General features: G+C 70.6%; 16 protein-coding genes. 1 reads left to right on the forward strand and 15 read right to left on the reverse strand.

What is annotated here, in order from left to right; all coding sequences use genetic code 11:
• Positions 1-3: 3 nt before the first annotated feature.
• The gene (locus tag Q4V64_RS16480; RefSeq protein ID WP_124442368.1) at positions 4-1,878 is read right to left on the reverse strand and encodes an AMP-dependent synthetase/ligase; all 1,875 of its coding nucleotides are present in this window, start codon (positions 1,876-1,878) and stop codon (positions 4-6) included.
• Between the two features lie 312 nt (positions 1,879-2,190).
• Positions 2,191-4,059 carry a translation elongation factor 4 gene (gene lepA / locus Q4V64_RS16485; RefSeq protein ID WP_124442367.1) on the reverse strand — a complete coding sequence of 623 codons (1,869 nt, stop codon included), beginning with the start codon at positions 4,057-4,059 and terminating at the stop codon, positions 2,191-2,193.
• A gap of 229 nt (positions 4,060-4,288) precedes the next feature.
• On the opposite strand from lepA, the gene rpsT reads away from it, so the two are divergent.
• Positions 4,289-4,555: a 30S ribosomal protein S20 gene (gene rpsT / locus Q4V64_RS16490; protein ID WP_124442366.1), complete on the forward strand. Its 267-nt coding sequence runs from the start codon at positions 4,289-4,291 to the stop codon at positions 4,553-4,555.
• 221 nt (positions 4,556-4,776) lie between these two features.
• On the opposite strand, the gene Q4V64_RS16495 is transcribed toward rpsT, so the two are convergent.
• The 13 genes from Q4V64_RS16495 to Q4V64_RS16555 all read right to left on the reverse strand — a co-directional run bounded on the left by Q4V64_RS16495 (position 4,777) and on the right by Q4V64_RS16555 (position 18,918).
• A complete protein-coding gene (locus Q4V64_RS16495; protein ID WP_124442365.1) occupies positions 4,777-5,172 on the reverse strand; it encodes a nuclear transport factor 2 family protein in 396 nt (131 codons plus the stop codon).
• A gap of 87 nt (positions 5,173-5,259) precedes the next feature.
• Entirely contained in the window at positions 5,260-6,888 is a 1,629-nt protein-coding gene (locus Q4V64_RS16500) for a hypothetical protein (protein WP_303710187.1), read from the reverse strand.
• Between the two features lie 183 nt (positions 6,889-7,071).
• Positions 7,072-8,061, reverse strand: coding sequence for a DNA polymerase III subunit delta (holA, locus tag Q4V64_RS16505; RefSeq protein WP_216377658.1), 990 nt, complete (start codon positions 8,059-8,061; stop codon positions 7,072-7,074).
• 296 nt (positions 8,062-8,357) lie between these two features.
• On the reverse strand, positions 8,358-8,603 hold the full coding sequence (locus Q4V64_RS16510; protein ID WP_124442363.1) for a hypothetical protein: 246 nt from the start codon (positions 8,601-8,603) through the stop codon (positions 8,358-8,360).
• Positions 8,604-8,649: 46 nt separating this feature from the next.
• Positions 8,650-9,489, reverse strand: a complete 840-nt coding sequence (locus Q4V64_RS16515; protein ID WP_124442362.1) for an arylamine N-acetyltransferase — start codon at positions 9,487-9,489, stop codon at positions 8,650-8,652.
• Between the two features lie 1,043 nt (positions 9,490-10,532).
• Positions 10,533-11,486 carry an IS481 family transposase gene (locus Q4V64_RS16520; protein ID WP_303708863.1) on the reverse strand — a complete coding sequence of 318 codons (954 nt, stop codon included), beginning with the start codon at positions 11,484-11,486 and terminating at the stop codon, positions 10,533-10,535.
• A gap of 201 nt (positions 11,487-11,687) precedes the next feature.
• Positions 11,688-11,876, reverse strand: a complete 189-nt coding sequence (locus tag Q4V64_RS16525; protein ID WP_253267180.1) for a hypothetical protein — start codon at positions 11,874-11,876, stop codon at positions 11,688-11,690.
• Positions 11,873-12,607: a DUF6415 family natural product biosynthesis protein gene (locus Q4V64_RS16530; RefSeq protein WP_253267179.1), complete on the reverse strand. Its 735-nt coding sequence runs from the start codon at positions 12,605-12,607 to the stop codon at positions 11,873-11,875. The genes Q4V64_RS16525 and Q4V64_RS16530 overlap by 4 nt, the downstream gene beginning before the upstream one ends.
• Positions 12,608-12,833: 226 nt before the next feature.
• Complete coding sequence (locus tag Q4V64_RS16535) at positions 12,834-13,031, reverse strand: hypothetical protein (RefSeq protein ID WP_124442349.1); 198 nt, start codon at positions 13,029-13,031, stop codon at positions 12,834-12,836.
• A gap of 97 nt (positions 13,032-13,128) precedes the next feature.
• Entirely contained in the window at positions 13,129-14,259 is a 1,131-nt protein-coding gene (locus tag Q4V64_RS16540; protein ID WP_253267178.1) for a helix-turn-helix transcriptional regulator, read from the reverse strand.
• Between the two features lie 160 nt (positions 14,260-14,419).
• Positions 14,420-15,061: an HAD family hydrolase gene (locus tag Q4V64_RS16545; protein WP_124442347.1), complete on the reverse strand. Its 642-nt coding sequence runs from the start codon at positions 15,059-15,061 to the stop codon at positions 14,420-14,422.
• 129 nt (positions 15,062-15,190) lie between these two features.
• Positions 15,191-18,019 (reverse strand): ComEC/Rec2 family competence protein, encoded by a 2,829-nt coding sequence (locus Q4V64_RS16550; protein WP_124442346.1) that lies wholly within the window; start codon positions 18,017-18,019, stop codon positions 15,191-15,193.
• Positions 18,016-18,918 carry a ComEA family DNA-binding protein gene (locus Q4V64_RS16555; RefSeq protein WP_253267181.1) on the reverse strand — a complete coding sequence of 301 codons (903 nt, stop codon included), beginning with the start codon at positions 18,916-18,918 and terminating at the stop codon, positions 18,016-18,018. Before Q4V64_RS16555 ends, Q4V64_RS16550 begins: the two co-directional genes overlap by 4 nt.
• Positions 18,919-19,259: the final 341 nt, after the last annotated feature.

Below are 19,259 nucleotides of genomic sequence, written 5' to 3' on the forward strand. Positions count from 1 at the left end.
CTCCTACGACTCGCGCGAACCGGCGTACATCTCATCGATCAGGTGCTTGTACTCCCGCTCCACAACCGGCCGCTTCAGCTTCAGGCTCGGCGTGATCTCCCCGTGCTCCACATCGAGATCCCGGGGCAGCAACCGGAACTTCTTGATCGTCTGCCACCGCTGCAAGCCCCCGTTGAGCTGCTTCACATACGCGTCGACCATCTCCACCGTGGCCGGCGCGGCCACGATCTCGGCGTACGACTTGCCCTCCAGGCCGTTCTCCTTCGCCCAGGCCTGGATCGACACCTCGTCCAGTGCGATGAGCGCCGTGCAGAAGTTCCGGTCGGCCCCGTGCACCAGGATGTTGGACACGTACGGGCACACCGCCTTGAACTGCCCCTCGACCTCGGCCGGCGCGATGTACTTGCCGCCCGACGTCTTGATCAGGTCCTTCTTGCGGTCGGTGATCCGCAGATACCCGTCGGGCGACAGCTCCCCGATGTCCCCGGTGTGGAACCAGCCGTCCGGCTCCAGAACCTCCGCCGTCTTCTCGGGCAGCTTGTGGTAGCCCTCCATGATCCCCGGCCCACGCAGCAGGATCTCCCCGTCGTCCGCGATGCGGACCTCCGTACCGGGCAACGGCTTGCCGACCGTGCCGGTGCGGTACGCCTCGCCGGGGTTCACGAACGACGCCGCGGAGGACTCGGTCAGCCCGTACCCCTCCAGGATGTGAATCCCGGCGCCCGAGAAGAAGTACCCGATCTCCGGCGCCAGCGCCGCACTGCCGGACACGCACGCCCGCAGGTTTCCGCCGAACGCCTCACGGATCTTCGCGTACACGAGCGCGTCGGCGACCTTGTGCTTCGCGCCGAGCCCGAAGGGAACCGACGCCGTCCCGGTGCGCCGGAAGTTGTCCTGCGCGACCTTGGCGTACTCACGGGCGACCTCCGCCGCCCACTGGAAGATCTTGTACTTGGCGCCGCCGCCCGCCCGGGCCTTCGCGGCGACCCCGTTGTAGACCTTCTCGAAGATGCGCGGCACGGCCGCCATGTACGTCGGCTGCACGACCGGCAGATTCTCGATGATCTTGTCCACGCGGCCGTCGACAGCGGTGACGTGCCCCACCTCGATCTGCCCGGAGGTGAGCACCTTGCCGAAGACGTGCGCGAGCGGCAGCCACAGGTACTGCACGTCCTCGCTGCTGATCAGCCCGGTCGCGGCGGTCGCCTTGGCCATGTACGCCCAGTTGTCGTGCGGGAGCCGCACGCCCTTGGGCCGCCCGGTGGTGCCGGAGGTGTAGATCAGCGTCGCGAGCTGGTCCTTGGTGATCGCGCCGACCCGCTCCTTGATCAGGTCGGGGTCCTTCTCCAGCCGGGCGGCACCGCGGGCCTCCAGCTCGGTGAGGGTGAGGACCCAGTCGCCGGTCTCCACGCCGGCCGGGTCGACGACCACGACATGGGTGAGCTCGGGCAACTCGGCGCGCTTCTCCCGCGCCTTGGCCAGCTGCTCGGCGTTCTCCGCGATGAGCACCTTGCTCTCGGAGTCCGAGAGGATGAACGCCGACTCCTCGGCATTGGTCTGCGGGTAGACCGTGGTCGTGGCGGCACCGGCGCACAGGATGCCCAGGTCCGCGAGGATCCACTCGACCCGGGTGGAGGAGGACAGGGCGACCCGCTGCTCGGGCTGCACACCGAGCTCGATCAGCCCGGCCGCGATGGCGTAGACCCGCTCGGCGGACTGCGCCCAGCTCAGCGACTTCCAGTCGTCCGGCCCCTGACCGGAGGCCGGCGGTACGGGATAGCGGTATGCCTCGGCGTCCGGTGTGGCCGCAACGCGCTCGAGGAAGAGGGTCGCCACGCTCGGCGGACGGTTCTCGATCAGTGTCTGTGTGTCGCTCACGACATCCTCCGGGGCCCGCGACGACGCGGCTGGCTCAGTGCGGCTGGTTTCACTCACGCGCTATATCACTCGCACGCTGTAATCGCTCACGCGCTCTTGTTTAACTCGCGAGTAACTCTCGAGCAGGGATCAGAGTAAAGCGCGACCGCCCGCCGCGTAAGGGCCCGCGCCCTGTCACTTCCAACAGAGAGCGACCTTACGCACGCGTAGGGGCCCGCCGCACTTTGTACGACGAACCCCTGTTGTACCCGGTTTGCCGGGGTAACCCGCGGTAGCACGCGATCCCGTGCTGTTACTTCGTGCTCTTGGCCGTTACTTCTTGCTCTTGCCCGACCCCGCGCTGTCATCACTGCTCAGAACGGCGATGAAAGCCTCCTGCGGAACCTCCACGGAACCCACCATCTTCATCCGCTTCTTGCCTTCCTTCTGCTTCTCCAGCAACTTCCGCTTACGGGAGATGTCACCGCCGTAGCACTTGGCGAGGACGTCCTTGCGGATGGCGCGGATGGTCTCGCGGGCGATCACCCGGGAACCGATGGCGGCCTGGATGGGCACCTCGAAGGCCTGCCGCGGGATGAGCTCGCGCAGCTTGGCGACGAGCCGCACACCGTACGCGTACGCCGCGTCCTTGTGGGTGATCGCCGAGAAGGCGTCCACCTTGTCGCCGTGCAACAGGATGTCGACCTTGACCAGGCTGGAGGTCTGCTCGCCGGTGGGCTCGTAGTCCAAAGACGCGTATCCGCGCGTCTTCGACTTCAGCTGGTCGAAGAAGTCGAAGACGATCTCGGCGAGCGGGAGGGTGTAGCGGATCTCGACCCGGTCCTCGGAGAGGTAGTCCATGCCGAGCAGGACACCGCGCCGGGTCTGGCACAGCTCCATGATCGAACCGATGAACTCGCTGGGCGCCAGGATCGTGGCCCGCACGACCGGCTCGTAGACCTCCGAGATCTTCCCCTCGGGGAACTCGCTCGGGTTGGTGACCGTGTGCTCGGTGCCGTCCTCCATGAGGACGCGGTAGACCACGTTCGGCGCGGTGGCGATGAGGTCGAGCCCGAACTCGCGCTCCAGCCGTTCGCGGATCACGTCGAGGTGCAGCAGGCCCAGGAAGCCGACGCGGAAGCCGAAGCCGAGGGCGGCGGAGGTCTCCGGCTCGTAGACCAGCGCGGCGTCGTTGAGCTGCAGCTTGTCGAGGGCGTCGCGCAGCTCGGGGTAGTCGGAGCCGTCCAGCGGATACAGACCCGAGAAGACCATCGGCTTGGGGTCCTTGTAGCCGCCGAGCGCCTCGGTGGCGCCCTTGTGCAGGCTGGTGATCGTGTCACCGACCTTGGACTGCCGGACGTCCTTCACACCGGTGATGATGTAGCCGACCTCGCCGACGCCGAGACCGTCGGCGGACAGCATCTCGGGCGAGTTGGTCCCGATCTCGAGCAGCTCATGGGTGGCGTTGGTGGACATCATCCGGATGCGCTCGCGCTTGTTGAGCTGGCCGTCGATGACTCGTACGTAGGTGACCACACCCCGGTAGGAGTCGTAGACGGAGTCGAAGATCATCGCGCGGGCGGGGGCGTCGGCGGCGCCGATCGGAGGCGGGACCTCGGCGACGACCTTGTCGAGCAGCGCCTCGACGCCCAGGCCGGTCTTGGCGGAGACCTTCAGCACGTCGTCGGGGTCGCAGCCGATGAGGTTGGCGAGTTCCTCGGAGAACTTCTCCGGTTGGGCGGCCGGCAAGTCGATCTTGTTCAGTACGGGGATGATCTTGAGGTCGTTCTCCATCGCCAGGTAGAGGTTGGCGAGGGTCTGGGCCTCGATACCCTGGGCCGCGTCGACCAGGAGGACGGTCCCCTCGCAGGCTGCGAGCGACCGCGAGACCTCGTACGTGAAGTCGACGTGGCCCGGGGTGTCGATCATGTTGAGGATGTGCGTGGTGCCCTTGTCCTCGGTGGGCGCCCAGGGCAGGCGCACGGCCTGTGACTTGATCGTGATGCCGCGCTCACGCTCGATGTCCATGCGGTCGAGGTACTGAGCACGCATCTGCCGCTGCTCGACCACTCCGGTCAGCTGGAGCATCCGGTCGGCGAGCGTGGACTTGCCGTGGTCGATGTGCGCGATGATGCAGAAGTTGCGGATCAGAGCCGGGTCGGTACGGCTCGGTTCGGGCACATGGCTAGGGATCGCGGGCACGCAGGGTCCTGATTCTTGAGGCGTCCGCAGTGTCTGCGGTCTCGGGTCGGATCGATACGTAGCCTCCATGGTCCCACGGGCGGGGCCGTGCGACCGGTTTGGGCCGGTAGAACAGGACTGGTAGCCTGGGTGGCTGTGTCTCATGCCCTCTCAGCAGGAGGCACGTCTTCAAGAAATCATCGGCACGGGACCCATGCGGCCCCGTGCCTGAACCTGTAGAGGCTCATTCGTGGCGAACATCAAGTCCCAGATCAAGCGGATCAAGACCAACGAGAAGGCTCGGCTGCGCAACAAGGCCGTCAAGTCCTCCCTGAAGACCGCGATCCGCAAGGCCCGTGAGGCCGCTGCCGCGGGTGACGTCGAGAAGGCCACCGAGTACCAGCGCATTGCCGCGCGTCAGCTCGACAAGGCCGTCTCCAAGGGCGTCATCCACAAGAACCAGGCCGCCAACAAGAAGTCGGCGCTCGCTTCGAAGGTCGCGTCCCTCAAGGGCTGAACCCCTTCTTTGATCTGACCGCCGGAAGGACCCAGGGCGGGCCCTCTCTCTTCCGCCCCCGACCCGGCACCCCGGATCCGCGCGCGGCCTGCGTTCGCCACGCGGGCGCGGATCCAGCAGTTTGATCAGTTCGATCAGCTTGATACGAAGGCCCCGGCGCCTCGCCCTTCCCCAGGGCGGGCGGCGGGGCCTTCGGCTTGCCCTGCGGTGCCCAGCGCGCGTCACGACCAGAAGTCGTTGGCCTTGTCGATGTCCTGGACGCACTCGTCGAGGTCGCTGACCTTGTCTCCGACGATCCGGAAGACGATGCTTCCTTTCTCGTCGAGGTGCTTGTCTCCCCGGTCGGCGGTGAAGCGATTCACGGAGATGGCGTGCCCGCGGCCGTCGACGAACACATCGTGCAGCTCGACCCGGAACGACCCGCCCGTCTCCGAGGAGAGCTTGCCGTAGTACTCGAGGGCCGATTCGACCCCCTTGTGGTCCCCCGAGAGCGGGTGGGAGCCGGGTACATGGTGCGTGCAGTCCCCGGTCATTATTCCGCGGAGGGTGTCCATGTCTCCGCGCTGGAAGGCTTCGTAGCCCATGCGGACGAGCGCGGCGTGCGGGTGTTCAGCCATGGCGACGCGCCACCTTTCGCAATTCCGGTGATTACGGCTGATACGCCTGATTCTCCCTTACCGCCGCCGCTGGGGAACCTACCGTTCCTAAAGACTGAGCGGGAGTGAGTCCTGTCGCCAGAACTCATGCTCAGCCGAACGCCCCGAACGGTGTTGGGCGTTCTGGTCCACCGCGTTCTCGCCGCGTCCGGCGCGCACGGATCGTGTCCGTGGTCCGGGGATGCGGGGGCGGTTTCCCTCACGCCCCGGGGCCACTGATTCGGCCTGGACGGTCCGATGCCCGCACCCATCGCTCCGGTGGGTGCGGGGCGGTGCCGTCCGTCGCCGGATCGGGTGCCCCAGGGCGCGCCTGCCGATCGCCACGGCGGCCGCGTCGTGGCGAGTGGTCTTCCTGGTGTTGGTGGTGAGGGGCTTCTGCCAGTGCTGGGCGCCCCACTTGGAGGTGTAGGCCGGGTCGACGGCGACGATGGTGATGCCGAGTTCGGCCGCCATGGACACCAGCCGGGCCCGCAGCCGGGAGGTGGGCATGCCGGAGATGAGCTTGCGGAACCTTTTACGGCGGCCGTGCTTCTCCCGGGTCTTCTCCGCTTGGAAGTCGAGGTCTTCGACCGCGACCGCGAGGCTGCGGCGTTTGGCCCAGTGCAGCAGGCGGATGAGGGCGTGCCTCACCTGCGCGTCGCGGTGGCCGGCGGTGCCGGACAGGTCGTAGCCGAACCGGAGCGGTGCGCCGACGGGGTTGCCGTGCTGGTCGAGGCGCCAGGCAGCGAGATGGTCGGCGTTGGTGTCCACGCCGACCAGCCCGCCCGCGCGGGCCGCCTCCAGCGGCACCATCTGGACCGGCGGGAGCGTCCATGACGCGGTCAGGTACCAGCGACCCCGCTGCACGTCTTCGTGGATGCGGTAGGCCACGGCCCGGTTGGCGGTGACCCGGTCACGCCACTGCTCGCCCCGGTGCGAAAAGCTCACGCGGGCGGCGAGGACGTACCGGCCGTGCGGCGCGTTCGCCAGGTGCGCCAGTGGCGCTGGGAGCTTGATAGATACCTCGCCGTCGTCGGTGACGCGGATGGTCTCGTTGCCGTACCGCTTCCCGGACTCGCCGTCGGCCTGGAGGAACCGCCGCCCGGCCTCCCACCGGGCGCGCCACCCGACCTCGGTAAGCTGCGCTTCCTGGAGGTGGTGGCGAGTGTTCAGCAGCCGCTTGCCGCCACGCACCACGCGTACCCGCCCGGCCTCACGGTCGGCCCGGACCGTGTCGAGTCGGTCTTCGAGCACGTGCAGGCGGCGGGACTTGGCGAACCACTCCTGCCTGCTGCGGTAGCCGCCCGGCGCCTGCTTGGTGCCCTTCTCGCCGATGGGCCGGGACAGTCGGTGCGAGATCGTCTCGATCCCGGCTTCCAGGCTCCGGATGTGCGTGTGCTGGCCGCGCCGGGCGAGCGCCCACTGATCGTGGGTGGCCTTGGTGATGCTGCCTGCCCAGCGCGACGTGGACTCCTCGGTCAGGACACGCTTACGCTGCGCCCACTGCTCGGTGTCGTGCTCCAGACCGGCCGCGCACCGCGCCTTCAGATCACGGGAAGCAAGCGAACCGAGCAGGTCGCCGACCAGGCGAAGCACCTTCTCGTCCCCAGCGGTCAGGCCCTTGAACCGGGTACGGATCGCGACCCCCGAGGGACCGGGCACCACGAACGGCGCCACCACCTCCCGCAGCCCACCCACCCCGTCACCCCCCCGGCCCGGTATCGAAGAAATCCCTCACCACACCAACGACCACCACCAGCGAAGGTCACGCATTCGACGCAAGAACTCCCGTTCCCCGCCGGAGAGCATGCCTGACGCTGCCGGGAGGCTCACTCATACGCGCCAGAACACGCTCAAGTACCGTCGATCCCCACCTGCTCACTACCCCCGCCCCCTCGACCGAGCCGCCCGCGCAATCGTCACAACCGCCTTCTCCAGGGCGTACTCAGGATCGTCCCCGCCACCCTTCACCCCGGCATCGGCCTCGGCCACGGCCCGCAACGCCACAGCCACCCCGTCCGGAGTCCACCCCCGCATCTGCTGCCGCACCCGGTCGATCTTCCAGGGCGGCATCCCCAGCTCCCGCGCGAGATCCGCCGGCCGCCCGCCACGCGCCGACGACAGCTTCCCGATGGCCCGCACGCCCTGGGCGAGGGCGCTGGTGATCAGCACGGGCGCCACGCCGGTGGCCAGCGACCACCGCAGCGCCTCCAGCGCCTCGGCGGCCCGCCCCTCCACGGCCCGGTCGGCCACAGTGAAGCTCGACGCCTCGGCCCGCCCGGTGTAGTACCGTCCGACGACGGCCTCGTCGATGGTGCCCTCGACATCGGCGACCAGCTGGGACACGGCCGACGCCAGCTCCCGCAGATCGCTGCCGATGGCGTCCACGAGCGCCTGGCAGGCCTCGGGGGTGGCGGACCTGCCGACCGCCCGGAACTCCCCCCGCACGAACGCCAGCCGGTCCGCCGGCTTCGTCATCTTGGGGCACGCCACCTCCCGCGCCCCGGCCTTGCGCGCGGCATCGAGCAGGCCCTTGCCCTTGGCTGCGCCCGCATGCAGCAGCACGAGGGTGATCTCCTCGGCGGGCGCCCCGAGATACGCCTTCACGTCCTTGATCGTGTCGGCCGGCAGATCCTGCGCATTGCGTACGACGACGACCTTCCGCTCCGCGAAGAGCGACGGGCTCGTCAGCTCGGCGAGTGTCCCGGGATGCAGCTGGTCCGGGGTCAGGTCACGTACGTCCGTGTCGGCGTCGGCGGCCTTGGCGGCGGCCACCACCTCCTGCACGGCACGGTCGAGCAGAAGGTCCTCCTGGCCCACGGCAACAGTCACCGGGGCGAGAGGGTCGTCATTCGCAGTCTTCCTGGCCATCGCGTAAAGCATCCCATGGGCCACTGACAACGGCGCCGGCCGCCGTCGGCGTAGCTACGCTCGGCGGATCCGCCGCAGCCGCGGCCAGTCGCATGCCGCCATAGCCGCGGGCACCCGCATGCCGCCATAGCTGCGGGCAGTCGTGCCGCTGGGGCGGCACGGGTGGGCGCAGCGGCACCCCGTCAGCGCCGGGCAGCGCGACCCACCCCCGCCCAGCACCACCGCTGGGCAAGCCGAAAGCAAGCCGCACGCTGATCACCCAACGTCCCCGCCCCGGCCCGGCCCGCCCCGCAGGGCTACGGCTCCTCCCGCCAACCCTCCCACTCCCCCACAAACTCATCCAGCTCCCCCGGATCCAACCGCTCCCCCTCATCCCGCAGCACAACAAGCCACTGCGCATCCTCCGCATCGTCCTCCCCTGCCAACGCATCCCGCACCAGCCACGGCTCCTCATCGATCCCGAACCGCTCCCCGAGCGCCTCCGCCACCTCCTCCGCGGCATCACGGTCGGGCAGCACCAGCACATGTCTCACATCACTCACGCGGCCATTTTCCGACACCCCCACACCACCCCGACCACAGCCCGAGTCACACGTGAGGCCCACCCCCACGCACCGCCGGCACAGCATCGAGTTCGATCCCGAACCGCTCCCGATACACCCCCAGCACCTCCTCGTCCGTCGTCAGCTCACGCTCCTCCCGCGTCCCGTCGCCCGCCGTCACCTTGAAGTTCCGACCGCTGAGCGTGATCCTCCCCCCGTCCCCCGTGACCCGTGAGCACACCAGCGACCGCGTGAAGTGCGACTCCGGCGAGGTGCTGTGCCACCAGGCCCCGGCCACGAAGTCACCGAGCGCCCGGGGCCGCACCTCCAGCCGGTACTGAGCCCTGCCGTCCACGAGGACGTCCAGGTCCGCCGCCTGAACCCCACCGTGCCCGCCCCGCACCCCCGCCGCGTCCGGCCCGGCCTCGACGATCCTGAACGTGCCGCCGGGATCCTCCTGCTCACCCCGCGCCTCGAACGCCAACGGATAGTGGCTGTGCGCACCGAATCCGACATCGGCCAGCCACTCACCGCCGTCCACCGTCCGCACCCGCAGCACGAGATGGTCGTACGGAATCCCGAGCCGCCCCTCCGGCCCGTACACCCGCGCCGCGAGCAGCGTGACGTCGAACCCCAGCGCGGCGAGCAACGCTCCGAAGGCGCCGTTCAGTTCGTAGCAGAACCCGCCGCGCCGCGCGCCCACCAGCTTGTCCAGCAGCCGCTTCTCCTCCAGCACGATCTCCTGGCCGAGGTGGACCGACAGGTTCTCGAAGGGCACGGCCTGCAAGTGCCGCAGATGCAGATCACGCAGGACGTCGAGGGTGGGCCACGCCGGGTGCTCGGCTCCCAGGCGGCGGAGGTAGGCATCGGCCTGTGCGGAATCCATGGCCTCAGTCTCGCCCCACCCGAAGCCCTCCGCCGCCCGGAACCCCACCCGGACCGCCACCCGGACGCCCACCCGTACCGGCGACTGCGAGCGCCCCGTCCCGGTCGGTCCGCAGCACCGCCGCACCCCCGGCACGCAGTGCCGCGACCGTACTGGGAGCCGGGTGACCGTACGGATTGTCCGCACCACAAGAGATCAACGCCAGCCGCGGGGCCACCCAGCGTCGCCGCCCACCACACCCAGGAATCCTTCTGCGAGGCCACCGGGCCGAGCCGTAGCCACCTCCAGCGCATCGAGTGCTCGTGGACTGACAGGGAAGGCCCCGCCCATCCGCCACGGGGGAAGCAGACGAGCGGGGCTGGTTCAGGGCCGGTCAGCCGGACTGGTGCTGGCGGCTTCGCGGCCGTCGCGGCGGCGGGCTGCCGGGCGGATCAGGGCCCGGTGCAGGCGGCGTCGCGTCTACCCTCATAAGTGTTCCCCTCCTTTCCTGGAGTCGGGAGCTGGGCGCCTCGACCACTTGACCTTTGCGAGAGTGAGAGTGGTCGGGGCGTCATCCCGTGTGTGACGGCCGCTGCGTTCGGCTCGCACCCGCAGGGGCACAGACGGGGCAGACATCCACACCAGCCAGAAGCGGGATCATCTGCTGGTCACGGTGCACCCGGCAGTACCTTCGGCCCCGTACCTGGTCGATCAGCCGTTCCTCCTCGGCCAGTTGCCTCGGGGTCAGGGGGCGGTATCCGTTCGCGGCCATGGACACTCCTAGTTGTTCTCGTCCGGGGTGGGAGGGTCGTCGTCGGGCTTCGGCACGGGCGGCCAGGTCCTGACGACTCCGAGGTTGCTGTGCATGGCACCTCCCTTCAGCGCGTCAGCCGACTTCGGTCAAAGCCGGTCATCGGACTTGCGACCCGCCCCAGGCTCGACCTGTCCAGGGTGGGGACCTGGGGCGGGAGTCTTGGAGGCCCGTCCCGCCGGAGGTTTGCGGTCTCCCGACGGGACGGGCGATCTTGGTGCGACCCTGACCCTGCGGTCGCCATGGGGGTGCGCTAGGTGTATTGCCCTGAGAGGTTAGGGACGCGGCTGGCGGGTGGTTGGCCCTTGAGCGCGGTGTGTCCGCGGTGGTGATTGTAGGTGTGCAGCCAGCTGGGGAAGGCGTCGCGTCGTTCCTGCTCTGATCGGTAGGGGCGGGCGTAGGCCCATTCGTCGAGCAGGGTGCGGTTGAAGCGTTCGACCTTGCCGTTCGTCTGCGGCCGGTAGGCGCGGGTTCGCTTGTGCGTGATCCCGGCTGCTGCCAGGGCGTCTCGCCACAGGTGGGATTTGTAGCAGGAGCCGTTGTCGGTCAGGACGCGTTCGACGGTGATCCCGCAGGTGGCGAAGTACGCCTGGGCGCGACTCCAGAAGCCGACAGCGGTCTCCTTCTTCTCGTCTGCGTGGATCTCGCTGTAGGCCAGGCGGGAGTGGTCGTCGACGGCGTTGTGGAGGTAGCTGTAGCCGGCGCCGGACCGGGTCTTGCGGCCCGCCTGGCGTCCGAGGGTCTTGTGGCCGCCGCCGTCGGGGATGTTGCCGAGCTTCTTGATGTCGACGTGGACCAGTTCGCCGGGCTTGGCACGTTCGTAGCGACGGATGACGCGCCCAGTGGCCCGGTCGAGGTGGGTCAGGCGGGCCAGGCCGTAGCGGGTCAGCACCCGGTGCACGGTGGACGGCACCAGGCGGAGCAGGCCTGCGATCCGTGCTGGCCCCCACCTGCGCAGTACGCGGACTTTGATGATCCTGCGCTCGGTACGGGTCGGGGTCCGTCGCGGGCTGGTGCGGGGGCGGCTGGAGTGGTCGGCCATGCCAGGCTCGCCGAGCCGGCGGTAGCGGTCGGCCCATCGCTGTGCGGTGGTTGGCGAGACTTGGAATCGCTCAGCGGCCCGGCGCAGGGTCCAGCCGTCCTCGACCACGCAGCGGGCCAGGCGCAGGCGTCCGGTCTCGGTCAGGGGTGCATTACGGTGGGGCACGAGGGCCTTTCTGTCGTCCGGCGTAGATGTCGCAATCCACACCGAGCCAGAAGGCCCTCACCCATTTCAAGACCACACGTCAGTGATCGCTGTCACCAACCTCCGTGGACAGAACAGCTAGGACGGGGTCCGCGCCAGCACCAGCGCGAGGACGGGCACCGTCACGGCCGGCCACATACAGCAGGAGGCCAGTGATCGCCCTCACGATGCGCGCCTGGCCCATGGGTGGCAGGTGCAGCCGCAGCGGCGCTGGAGCAGGATGCCGGACGCGTGGGGCAGCGGGATGTCCTTCGTCTGGCGGCAGTCGCGGTGCAGGCCCTTGTAGTCGGGCCGCTGGGCGAGCGTGCATTCAGCCGACCGGGGCGGGGCTTCCGCCACGGGCGCGATCACGACTCATCCTCCCCGGGCAGGCAGTCGCACAGGGCGAGGACGGAGCGGGCGAGCCGGTGTAGCACCGAGTAGCGGACGGGCAGGGTGTTCCCCGGCCCCAGCCAGAGCCGCATCCGGGCCTCTCCGGCGCACGTCAGTGCGTGCTCGCGCCGACTGTCTCCCCAGGGCAGCGGAGAGACCGACTGCTCGACCTCGGGGATGAGCAACTGGATGTACCCCCGCAGCCGAAGCCTCACCGTCTCCAGCTCCTCATCAGACAGCGGCTCGGGACCACGCGCCAGCAGCCGCTCCGCGTCGGCGTGCATGGTCGTGATGTCCAGCGGCAGGGCGTTCGTCGCGGGCCCCGTCATGGACCCGTCGTCCTCGTCGTCGGCCAGATAGTTGCCCGCGATGACGACCGCCAGCGCGTCGCCGGCCCTGCACAGGCCGCCCGGCCGGGCGGGCGGCACCACCCAGTACGAGGCGCGCGTCTGTTCGGTGCGGTCGGTGCGCGGCACGCCCAGATAGGTTCCCTCACCCAGGCACTCGACGACCTTCGCCCGCCACTGCTTCGCGCTGCCGGGCGGTACGAGGGCGTAGTAGCGGGCGAACCCGAGGTCGTGGATTACGGGGCCGTTGAGGTACTGGGCCAGGTACGCCCGCACGATGTCCGGGTCGTCGGTCCCGGCACCAGCGTGCACGATCCGCTCGGGGAGGCGGACTGCATCGAAGGTATGTCCGAGGGGGATCATCGCGAGCTTCGCGGCACTACCCCACTCCCGCCGCACCGCATCTGGTGACGGGTGGGCGGAGGCCAGCCACTCCTGAATCGGTCCGCCGGGCGCCGGGCTGGGTGGGGATGTGGGAGGGCCTGCGGGGACTGTAGCGTTTCTCATTGTCGACCTGCTCTCTCAGGTTGGCCGCGCCCCGGGGCCGTCGCGAGCGGCCGCCGGGGTCTCTTGCTTGTGCCTCTGGCGTTCACGCCGCGGCCGCCTTGTTGCAGCATCCGCACGTGACGATCTGCCACACGCGGGTGCTGTCACGGACCACGACGTGCCCAGCCGCGCGCAGGGTTTTGTTGACGGCCCCACAGTCGAAGCAGGCCTCACCGTGCAGTCGGACGATGCTCACGGACCCCTCGATGACCATGGGCGCGAGCGGGAGTGCGTTGGGCATCCCCGGTTCCCATCTGCTGGTTCCTACGCGTGCAACAGATGGTGGGGGTAGCAAGGGCCAACAAGTACCCCGTCAAGGGGTAGTTGGGGTAGCTCGCTCAGGTGGCGGAGCACCACTCGGCGAAGTTGGTGAGGGTCTCCGAGTCTGCTCGCTTCAGCCGGCGCAGCGTGGCGGCGTCCTCCCGCACCCACGGATGTTCGCGGGTGTGCTGCGGGGCGATGTGTCGCGCGACCTTCAGCGACTCGAACGCGTCATCCGCGAGTCCCGACCATAGCTGAGCACGGGCGAGCTCGATGTAGAACCCGGAACGCCGTTCGGCGGGAAGGTCCTTCGGCGGCTTCCACTCGCCAGCAATGTCGAGGGCGCGGCCGACGTGCGCGTCTCCGAGGCTGACCGCAACGGACACCTGGTGGGTCCTCACGGAGTCTGGGCCGAACGCGGTTCCGCAGTACACGTCCTCGGCTACCCGGTCGGCTAGGTCGCTCGCCTCATTGAGGTGTGTGACGGCCGCTGAAGCATCACGTGCCCGGCCCGCGATGACGGCGGCCCGCATGTGTAGGGCGCCCTTCACCGCAATCTCCAGCGGAGCGGCGGGGGCGGGGGCGGCATCCATGGCCTGTTCCAGGAGGCGCAGTCCGGCCGCATGGGCGCGGGCGGCGAAGAATGTCTCCGTGCGCACATAGGCCACGGACGCGGACAGCAGCGGATCGCCAGCCTCGGGGACGGCCCACCGCATGAGTTCGATGAGGCGCGCGGACAGGTCGTGGGCACCGAACTTGTAGGCGACAGCGTCTGCGGAGCGGTAGCCCTTCACTAGAAGGCCAGCTAGCTCCGGCCGCTCGGCGCCGGGAGCCGCGTGGTAGGCGCGGGCGAGTTCGGTGAGCAGGTCAGGCAGCTTGCGGGCAATGCGGGTGTACTGGGCGGCCAGTCGCCAGCGGGCGGCCTCGGCGACGGCCGCGCGCAGTTCATGGGTGGGACGGATGGGGCCGTCGTCGGGGAGGTCGTACGTGGCAAGCGCGGCGGAGAGCACTGGCAACGCCTCGTGCACGTGAGTGTGGGCGGCTCCACGGTCGGTCAGCAGACGCGTTGGGTCGATGCCGAGGGCATCCGCGATGGCTTCGAGTGTGGCTTGAGTGACGCCGCGCTCACCACGTTCGATCTTGCGGATGGTGCCGAGCGCCACGCAGGCTGCATCCGCGAGCTGCTGTTGCGTCATCTTCGGTCGCATGACGCTTCGGTAGTAGGCGATCCGCGCGCCTACTCCACCCTTGGTCCGTGTGGGCATACTGGCTCCGGTTCGGTGCGTCCACTTCGAACGGTACTCGCGCCGAGACGCCGCGTGTGCACGAACGGCCGCGGTTTCGGCTGTTGGGGCCGCATCGTTCCAGTCACGCCGTCACGATCTCGGTCAGCTGAGTGAGGCTGTCGATCCGCCAGTCCGCTGCCGCTCCAACGTCCGGGTCGTCTGCCCACAGGCACCCCCAAGGTCCACGGCGAAGGTGCGCCACCCGCAGCCCGGCCGCCTTCGCGGGGAAGACGTCGTTGGCCGGGTGGTCGCCGACGTACAGGGTCGCGCTCGGAGCGGCCTGTGCCACCTCCAGCACGCGCCGGAAGAACTCCGGCTGCGGCTTCGCCACGCCCCACTCCCCCGAGGTGACGATGAGATCGGCGGGCAGGTCCATGTCGCGCAGCAGCTCAGCCGCGCGGTGGGTCTGGTTGCCCGCGATGATGACTCGGATGCCAGCCTTCCTGAGCTCGGACAGGGCCGGGCGGACGTCGTCATAGAGGTCATCCTCGTCCAGGTGCTCACCCCGACCGGCGGCTTCGCGGGCCTGGTACTCGGCGGCGATGTCGATTCCCGGGCGGGCGAGACGGAGGGCTTCGGCATTGTCGCGACCTTGAGCGACGACGGCTCCGACGAGCGCTGAGAGTGTGTGTCGGGGAATGCCCAACCAGTCGGCCCAGGAAGCCCAGTAGCGGTCGTCTCGGGTGATCGTCTCGCCGACGTCGAACACGATGGTCTCAATCACGCCTGGAAGCCTAGGGCCACAAGCTCAGGCGGGGGGAGGTGTACCAGGGGCCACCCGTGCTGGGAGAAGTCGAGGGCAGCCCTCGGCGCTGAGGTGGCCAGGGTGCCGGTCTCGGAGAGGCCACAAGCCTCAGTCTCGCCCCACCCGAAGCTCTCCGCCGCCCGGACCGTCACCCAGACCCCCACCCGTACCGGCGACCGCGAGCGCCCCGTCCCGGTCGGTCCGCAGCACCGCCGCACCCCCGGCACGCAGTGCCGCGACCGTACTGGGAGCCGGGTGACCGTACGGGTTGTCCGCACCGCATGAGATGAGCGCCAGCCGCGGGGCCACCCGGCGTATGAGCTCCGGGTCCTGGTAGGCCGAGCCGTGGTGGGCGACCTTGAGTACGTCCATCCCGCCCAGCCGCGCCCCGGCCGGTGATCTCAGCAGCGCCTGCTGCGCCGGGGGTTCGAGGTCCCCGAGCAGCAGGAACCGCAGCCCGGCCGACCGCACCAGCAGCGCCACACTGGCGTCGTTCGGCCCCTCGGGCTCCGGTGCCGGTGCGGGCGGCGGCCACAGCACCTCCCAGGACAGCGCTCCGGTACGCCGCTGCGCCCCGGCGACGGCACGCGTCACCGGAATCCGCCGGGCCGCCGCCTGCCTCCGTACGAACCCGGCCTGGTCCGCGGGCTCTTCGTGGCCCGTCGTCTCGATGGCGGCCACCGAGCGCCCCCGCAGCACTCCGGGCAGCCCCGCCACATGGTCGGCGTGGAAGTGGGTCAGCACGACCAGCGGGATCCTGGTGATGCCGAGCGTGCGCAGGCAGTGGTCGACGAGCGCCGGGTCGGGCCCCGCGTCCACGACCACGCCCGTGCCCTCGCCCGCCGCGAGCACCGTCGCGTCGCCCTGGCCCACGTCGCACATCGCCATCCGCCAGCCCGGCGGCGGCCAGCCCGTGATCACCCTGGTCAGCGGTGGCGGCTGCACCACCGCCAGCAGCACCAGCAGCCCGCAGGCACCACACAGCCAGGGGTGTCTCAGCAGCCGTCGGCCGACGAGCAGGACGACCACCGTGACCAGGCAGAGCAGTCCCGCCCCGGCCCAGGTGTCCGGCCAGTCCACTCCCGCGCCGGGCAACGCCGCCCCGGTACGGGCGATCCCGGCGATCCACTCCGCGGGCCAAGCCGCGCACCAGGCCAGCGCTTCGGCCACCGGCATCGCCACCGGCGCCGTCGCCAGCGCCGCGAAGCCCAGCACCGTGGCCGGAGCGACCGCGAACTCCGCGAGGAGGTTGCACGGCACCGCCACCAGGCTCACCCGCGCCGACAGCACCGCGACGACCGGCGCGCACAGGGCCTGCGCGGCAGCGGCGGCGGCCAGCGCCTCGGCCAGGCGCGGCGGCACCCGGCGCCGGCGCAGCGCGATGCTCCAGCGCGGCGCGAGGGTGAGCAGGGCGCCGGTGGCCAGCACGGACAGCAGGAAGCCGTAGCTCCTGGCCAGCCACGGATCGTAGAGCACCAGCAGCAGTACGGCCGTCGCCAGCGCCGGGATCAGCGATCTGCGGCGTCCGGTCGCGAGTGCGAGCAGCGCGACGGCTCCGCAGGCCGCGGCCCGCAGCACACTCGGGTCCGGTCTGCACACGACGACGAAGGCGAGCGTGAGTCCGCCGCCCAACAGCGCGGTCGTCCTCAGCGAGATACCGAGGCGGGGCGCGAGTCCGCGGCGCTCGGCGAGCTGGGCCAGGCCTGGCGGTCCGATGAGCAGAGCCAGGATGATCGTGAGGTTGCTCCCGGACACGGCGAGGGTGTGCGCGAGGTCGGTCTCCTTGAAAGCCTCGTCCAGTTCCGGGGTGATCCGTGCGGTGTCCCCCACGACCAGGCCGGGCAGCAGCGCCCGGGCGTCCTCCGACAGCCCGTCCGTGGCCTCCCTCAGCCCGGCGCGCAGTCGGCCCGCCAGCCGCTGCGGTGCCGACGGCTCCGCCACGACCTCCGGCGCCGCCCGGCCCCGTACGCGCAGCACGGCCGCGAACCGGTCGCCGCCCGTCATCGCGGGCGCCGACCGCGCGGTGACGCGCAGCCGCGTGGACGGCAGCAGCCCCAGCCACGGCGAACGGCCCGGCCCTTCGGTGACGGGCCGTGAGCCACCCGACGCACCGCCACCCGACGCACCGCCACCTGACACCCCGCCGCCCGACGCACCGCCGCCTGACGCACCGCCACCCGACGCACCGCCACCCGACGCACCGCCACCCGACGCACCGCCACCTGACACCCCGCCCCCCGACGCACCGCCGTCAGACACCCCGCCACCCGGCCCACCGCTGCCCAAGGCCCCGCCACCCGAAGCCCCGTCGACCGGTCGCCCAGCCCTCGAACCCGCGTCGACGATCAGCAGCACCGGCGCCCGTGTCGCCACCGCCGTCCCGTCCGCCGACTCGACGCGGCGTACGTCGGCGTTGATCAGCACGGAGGCCGGGGCCACGTGATTCCCGCTGATCCGGGGCCGGGTGAGCCGGGGATCGGAGGTCACCTCGACCTCGGCCGTCACGGTGGCGTACTGCCGTGCCAGTGCCGGTACCGGCCCGCGCCGCAGATCGGCCCCGTGGAGCCCGGCGGACACGGCGGCGGCCGCGACACAGAGCAGCACGGCCGCGACCGACGCCCGCGCCCAGGTGGCCCGCGTGGGTCGGGCACGCGCCGAGACGGCCGGCGCGGATCGGACACGCGAGGCCATGAGGAGCACACAGGCCGTGGCAAGGCACAGGGCCGCGATGCCGGTGACCCACTCCGACGGGGCGTCCAGCGTCACCGCGGCCGTCGCCCAGGCCGCGAGCGCGGGTGGTACGAGTCGTAGATCCGTCGGTCCTTCCTGTCGGGGGTGGGAGGCCCCGAGCCGTTTCCCGGAAGCGGCGTGGACGGCGGGGCGCGGGCGCGGGCCGGGGGCGTCGTGCTCGGGCGGCACGTCGGGGCTGTGCCTCATGGCCGTACGAGATTCCGCAGGTCCGCGAAGCGGCGTTCGCCGATGCCGTTGACCTCGCGCAGCTCGTCCACCGAACGGAAACCGCCGTGCTGTGTGCGGTAGTCGATGATGTGCTGGGCCAGCACGGGGCCGACGCCCGGCAGCGTGTCGAGCTGGTCCACGGTGGCCGTGTTGAGGGAGACGGGGCCCGCCGGTGCCGCCCCCGCCGCCGAACCGGCGGGACCGCCGACGACCGTGCCACCCGAGCCGCCCCCTGGAGCAGCGGCCGGAGTACCGACGATCACCTGTTCCCCGTCCACGAGGAAGCGCGCCCGGTTCAGGCCGTCGGTGTTCGCACCGGGTCGCACTCCGCCGGCCGCGCGCAACGCGTCCGCGACACGCGAACCGGCCGGAAGCCGGTGGATGCCGGGATCGCGGACCTTGCCACCGATGTCCACGACGATCTCGGCCCCTGCCCCGCCCACGGTGTTCGGCGCACCGGCCGAGGAAGCCGGCTCCGTGTGCTCGCTGTGCTGCCCCTCCGCGTAGGGGGCGGCCGCGCGCACCACCTCGGGCGCTCGCACGGATTCGGTCCGCCCGGTCCAGAAGTGCTGCACGGCGAAGCCCGCGGCGACGACGAGCAGCACGGTGAGTGCGAGCACGCTCCGCCGCTCCAGACCACACCTCGCCTGCAGCCACACGGGCATCCGCTCCCGCAGGGCAAGTCCGACCCGCGCCCGACGACCGCCTGCTGCGGGGCCGGCCCCGGCGGCCGGGCCGACGTCCTGGTCCTGCGAGCCTGCGAAAGCTGCTCCAGCCAGGTGGTCAGGTGGATCCGCCCACCGCCGGGACCTGGGGTCAGGCGGATCCGCCGTCCCCTCAGCCACGTGGCCGGGCGAAGCGGTCACCCCCACAGCCATGCCGGCCGGCCGGACCTCCCGACCGACCGGGTCCACGGCGATGTCAGCATGCGGAGCCTCCCGACCCACGGAGATGTCAGCATGCGCAGCCCCCCGGCCCACGGCCACATCAACCTGCGGACCCTCCATCCCGACGGCCGGCTCGGCGCGCCGGTCCTCCGAGCCCGCAACCACGTCGGTCGGCGGCCCCTCCCATCTCACGGCCGAGTCGGCCGCCGGCGGCCCCACCCCCGACTCCCGCCACTGCCCCGCACGTTCGGCGAAGAGTTCCTCCGCCCGGCGGCGGAGTTCGGCCGCCGAAGCGTGCCGGTGTCGTGTCCGGCCGCGGGAGGGCGGGCGGC

Origin of the sequence: Streptomyces sp. NL15-2K, assembly GCF_030551255.1 — a bacterium.
GTDB lineage: Bacteria > Actinomycetota > Actinomycetes > Streptomycetales > Streptomycetaceae > Streptomyces.

Coding starts and splice junctions, on each gene's coding strand:
- Q4V64_RS16540 (WP_253267178.1), bottom strand. CDS start 14,259: ATGCGACCGAAGATGACGCAACAGCAGCTCGCGGATGCAGCCTGCGTG.
- Q4V64_RS16555 (WP_253267181.1), bottom strand. CDS start 18,918: ATGGCTGTGGGGGTGACCGCTTCGCCCGGCCACGTGGCTGAGGGGACG.
- holA (WP_216377658.1), bottom strand. CDS start 8,061: ATGGCCAGGAAGACTGCGAATGACGACCCTCTCGCCCCGGTGACTGTT.
- Q4V64_RS16535 (WP_124442349.1), bottom strand. CDS start 13,031: ATGCCCAACGCACTCCCGCTCGCGCCCATGGTCATCGAGGGGTCCGTG.
- Q4V64_RS16530 (WP_253267179.1), bottom strand. CDS start 12,607: ATGATCCCCCTCGGACATACCTTCGATGCAGTCCGCCTCCCCGAGCGG.
- Q4V64_RS16550 (WP_124442346.1), bottom strand. CDS start 18,019: ATGAGGCACAGCCCCGACGTGCCGCCCGAGCACGACGCCCCCGGCCCG.
- Q4V64_RS16515 (WP_124442362.1), bottom strand. CDS start 9,489: ATGGATTCCGCACAGGCCGATGCCTACCTCCGCCGCCTGGGAGCCGAG.
- Q4V64_RS16495 (WP_124442365.1), bottom strand. CDS start 5,172: ATGGCTGAACACCCGCACGCCGCGCTCGTCCGCATGGGCTACGAAGCC.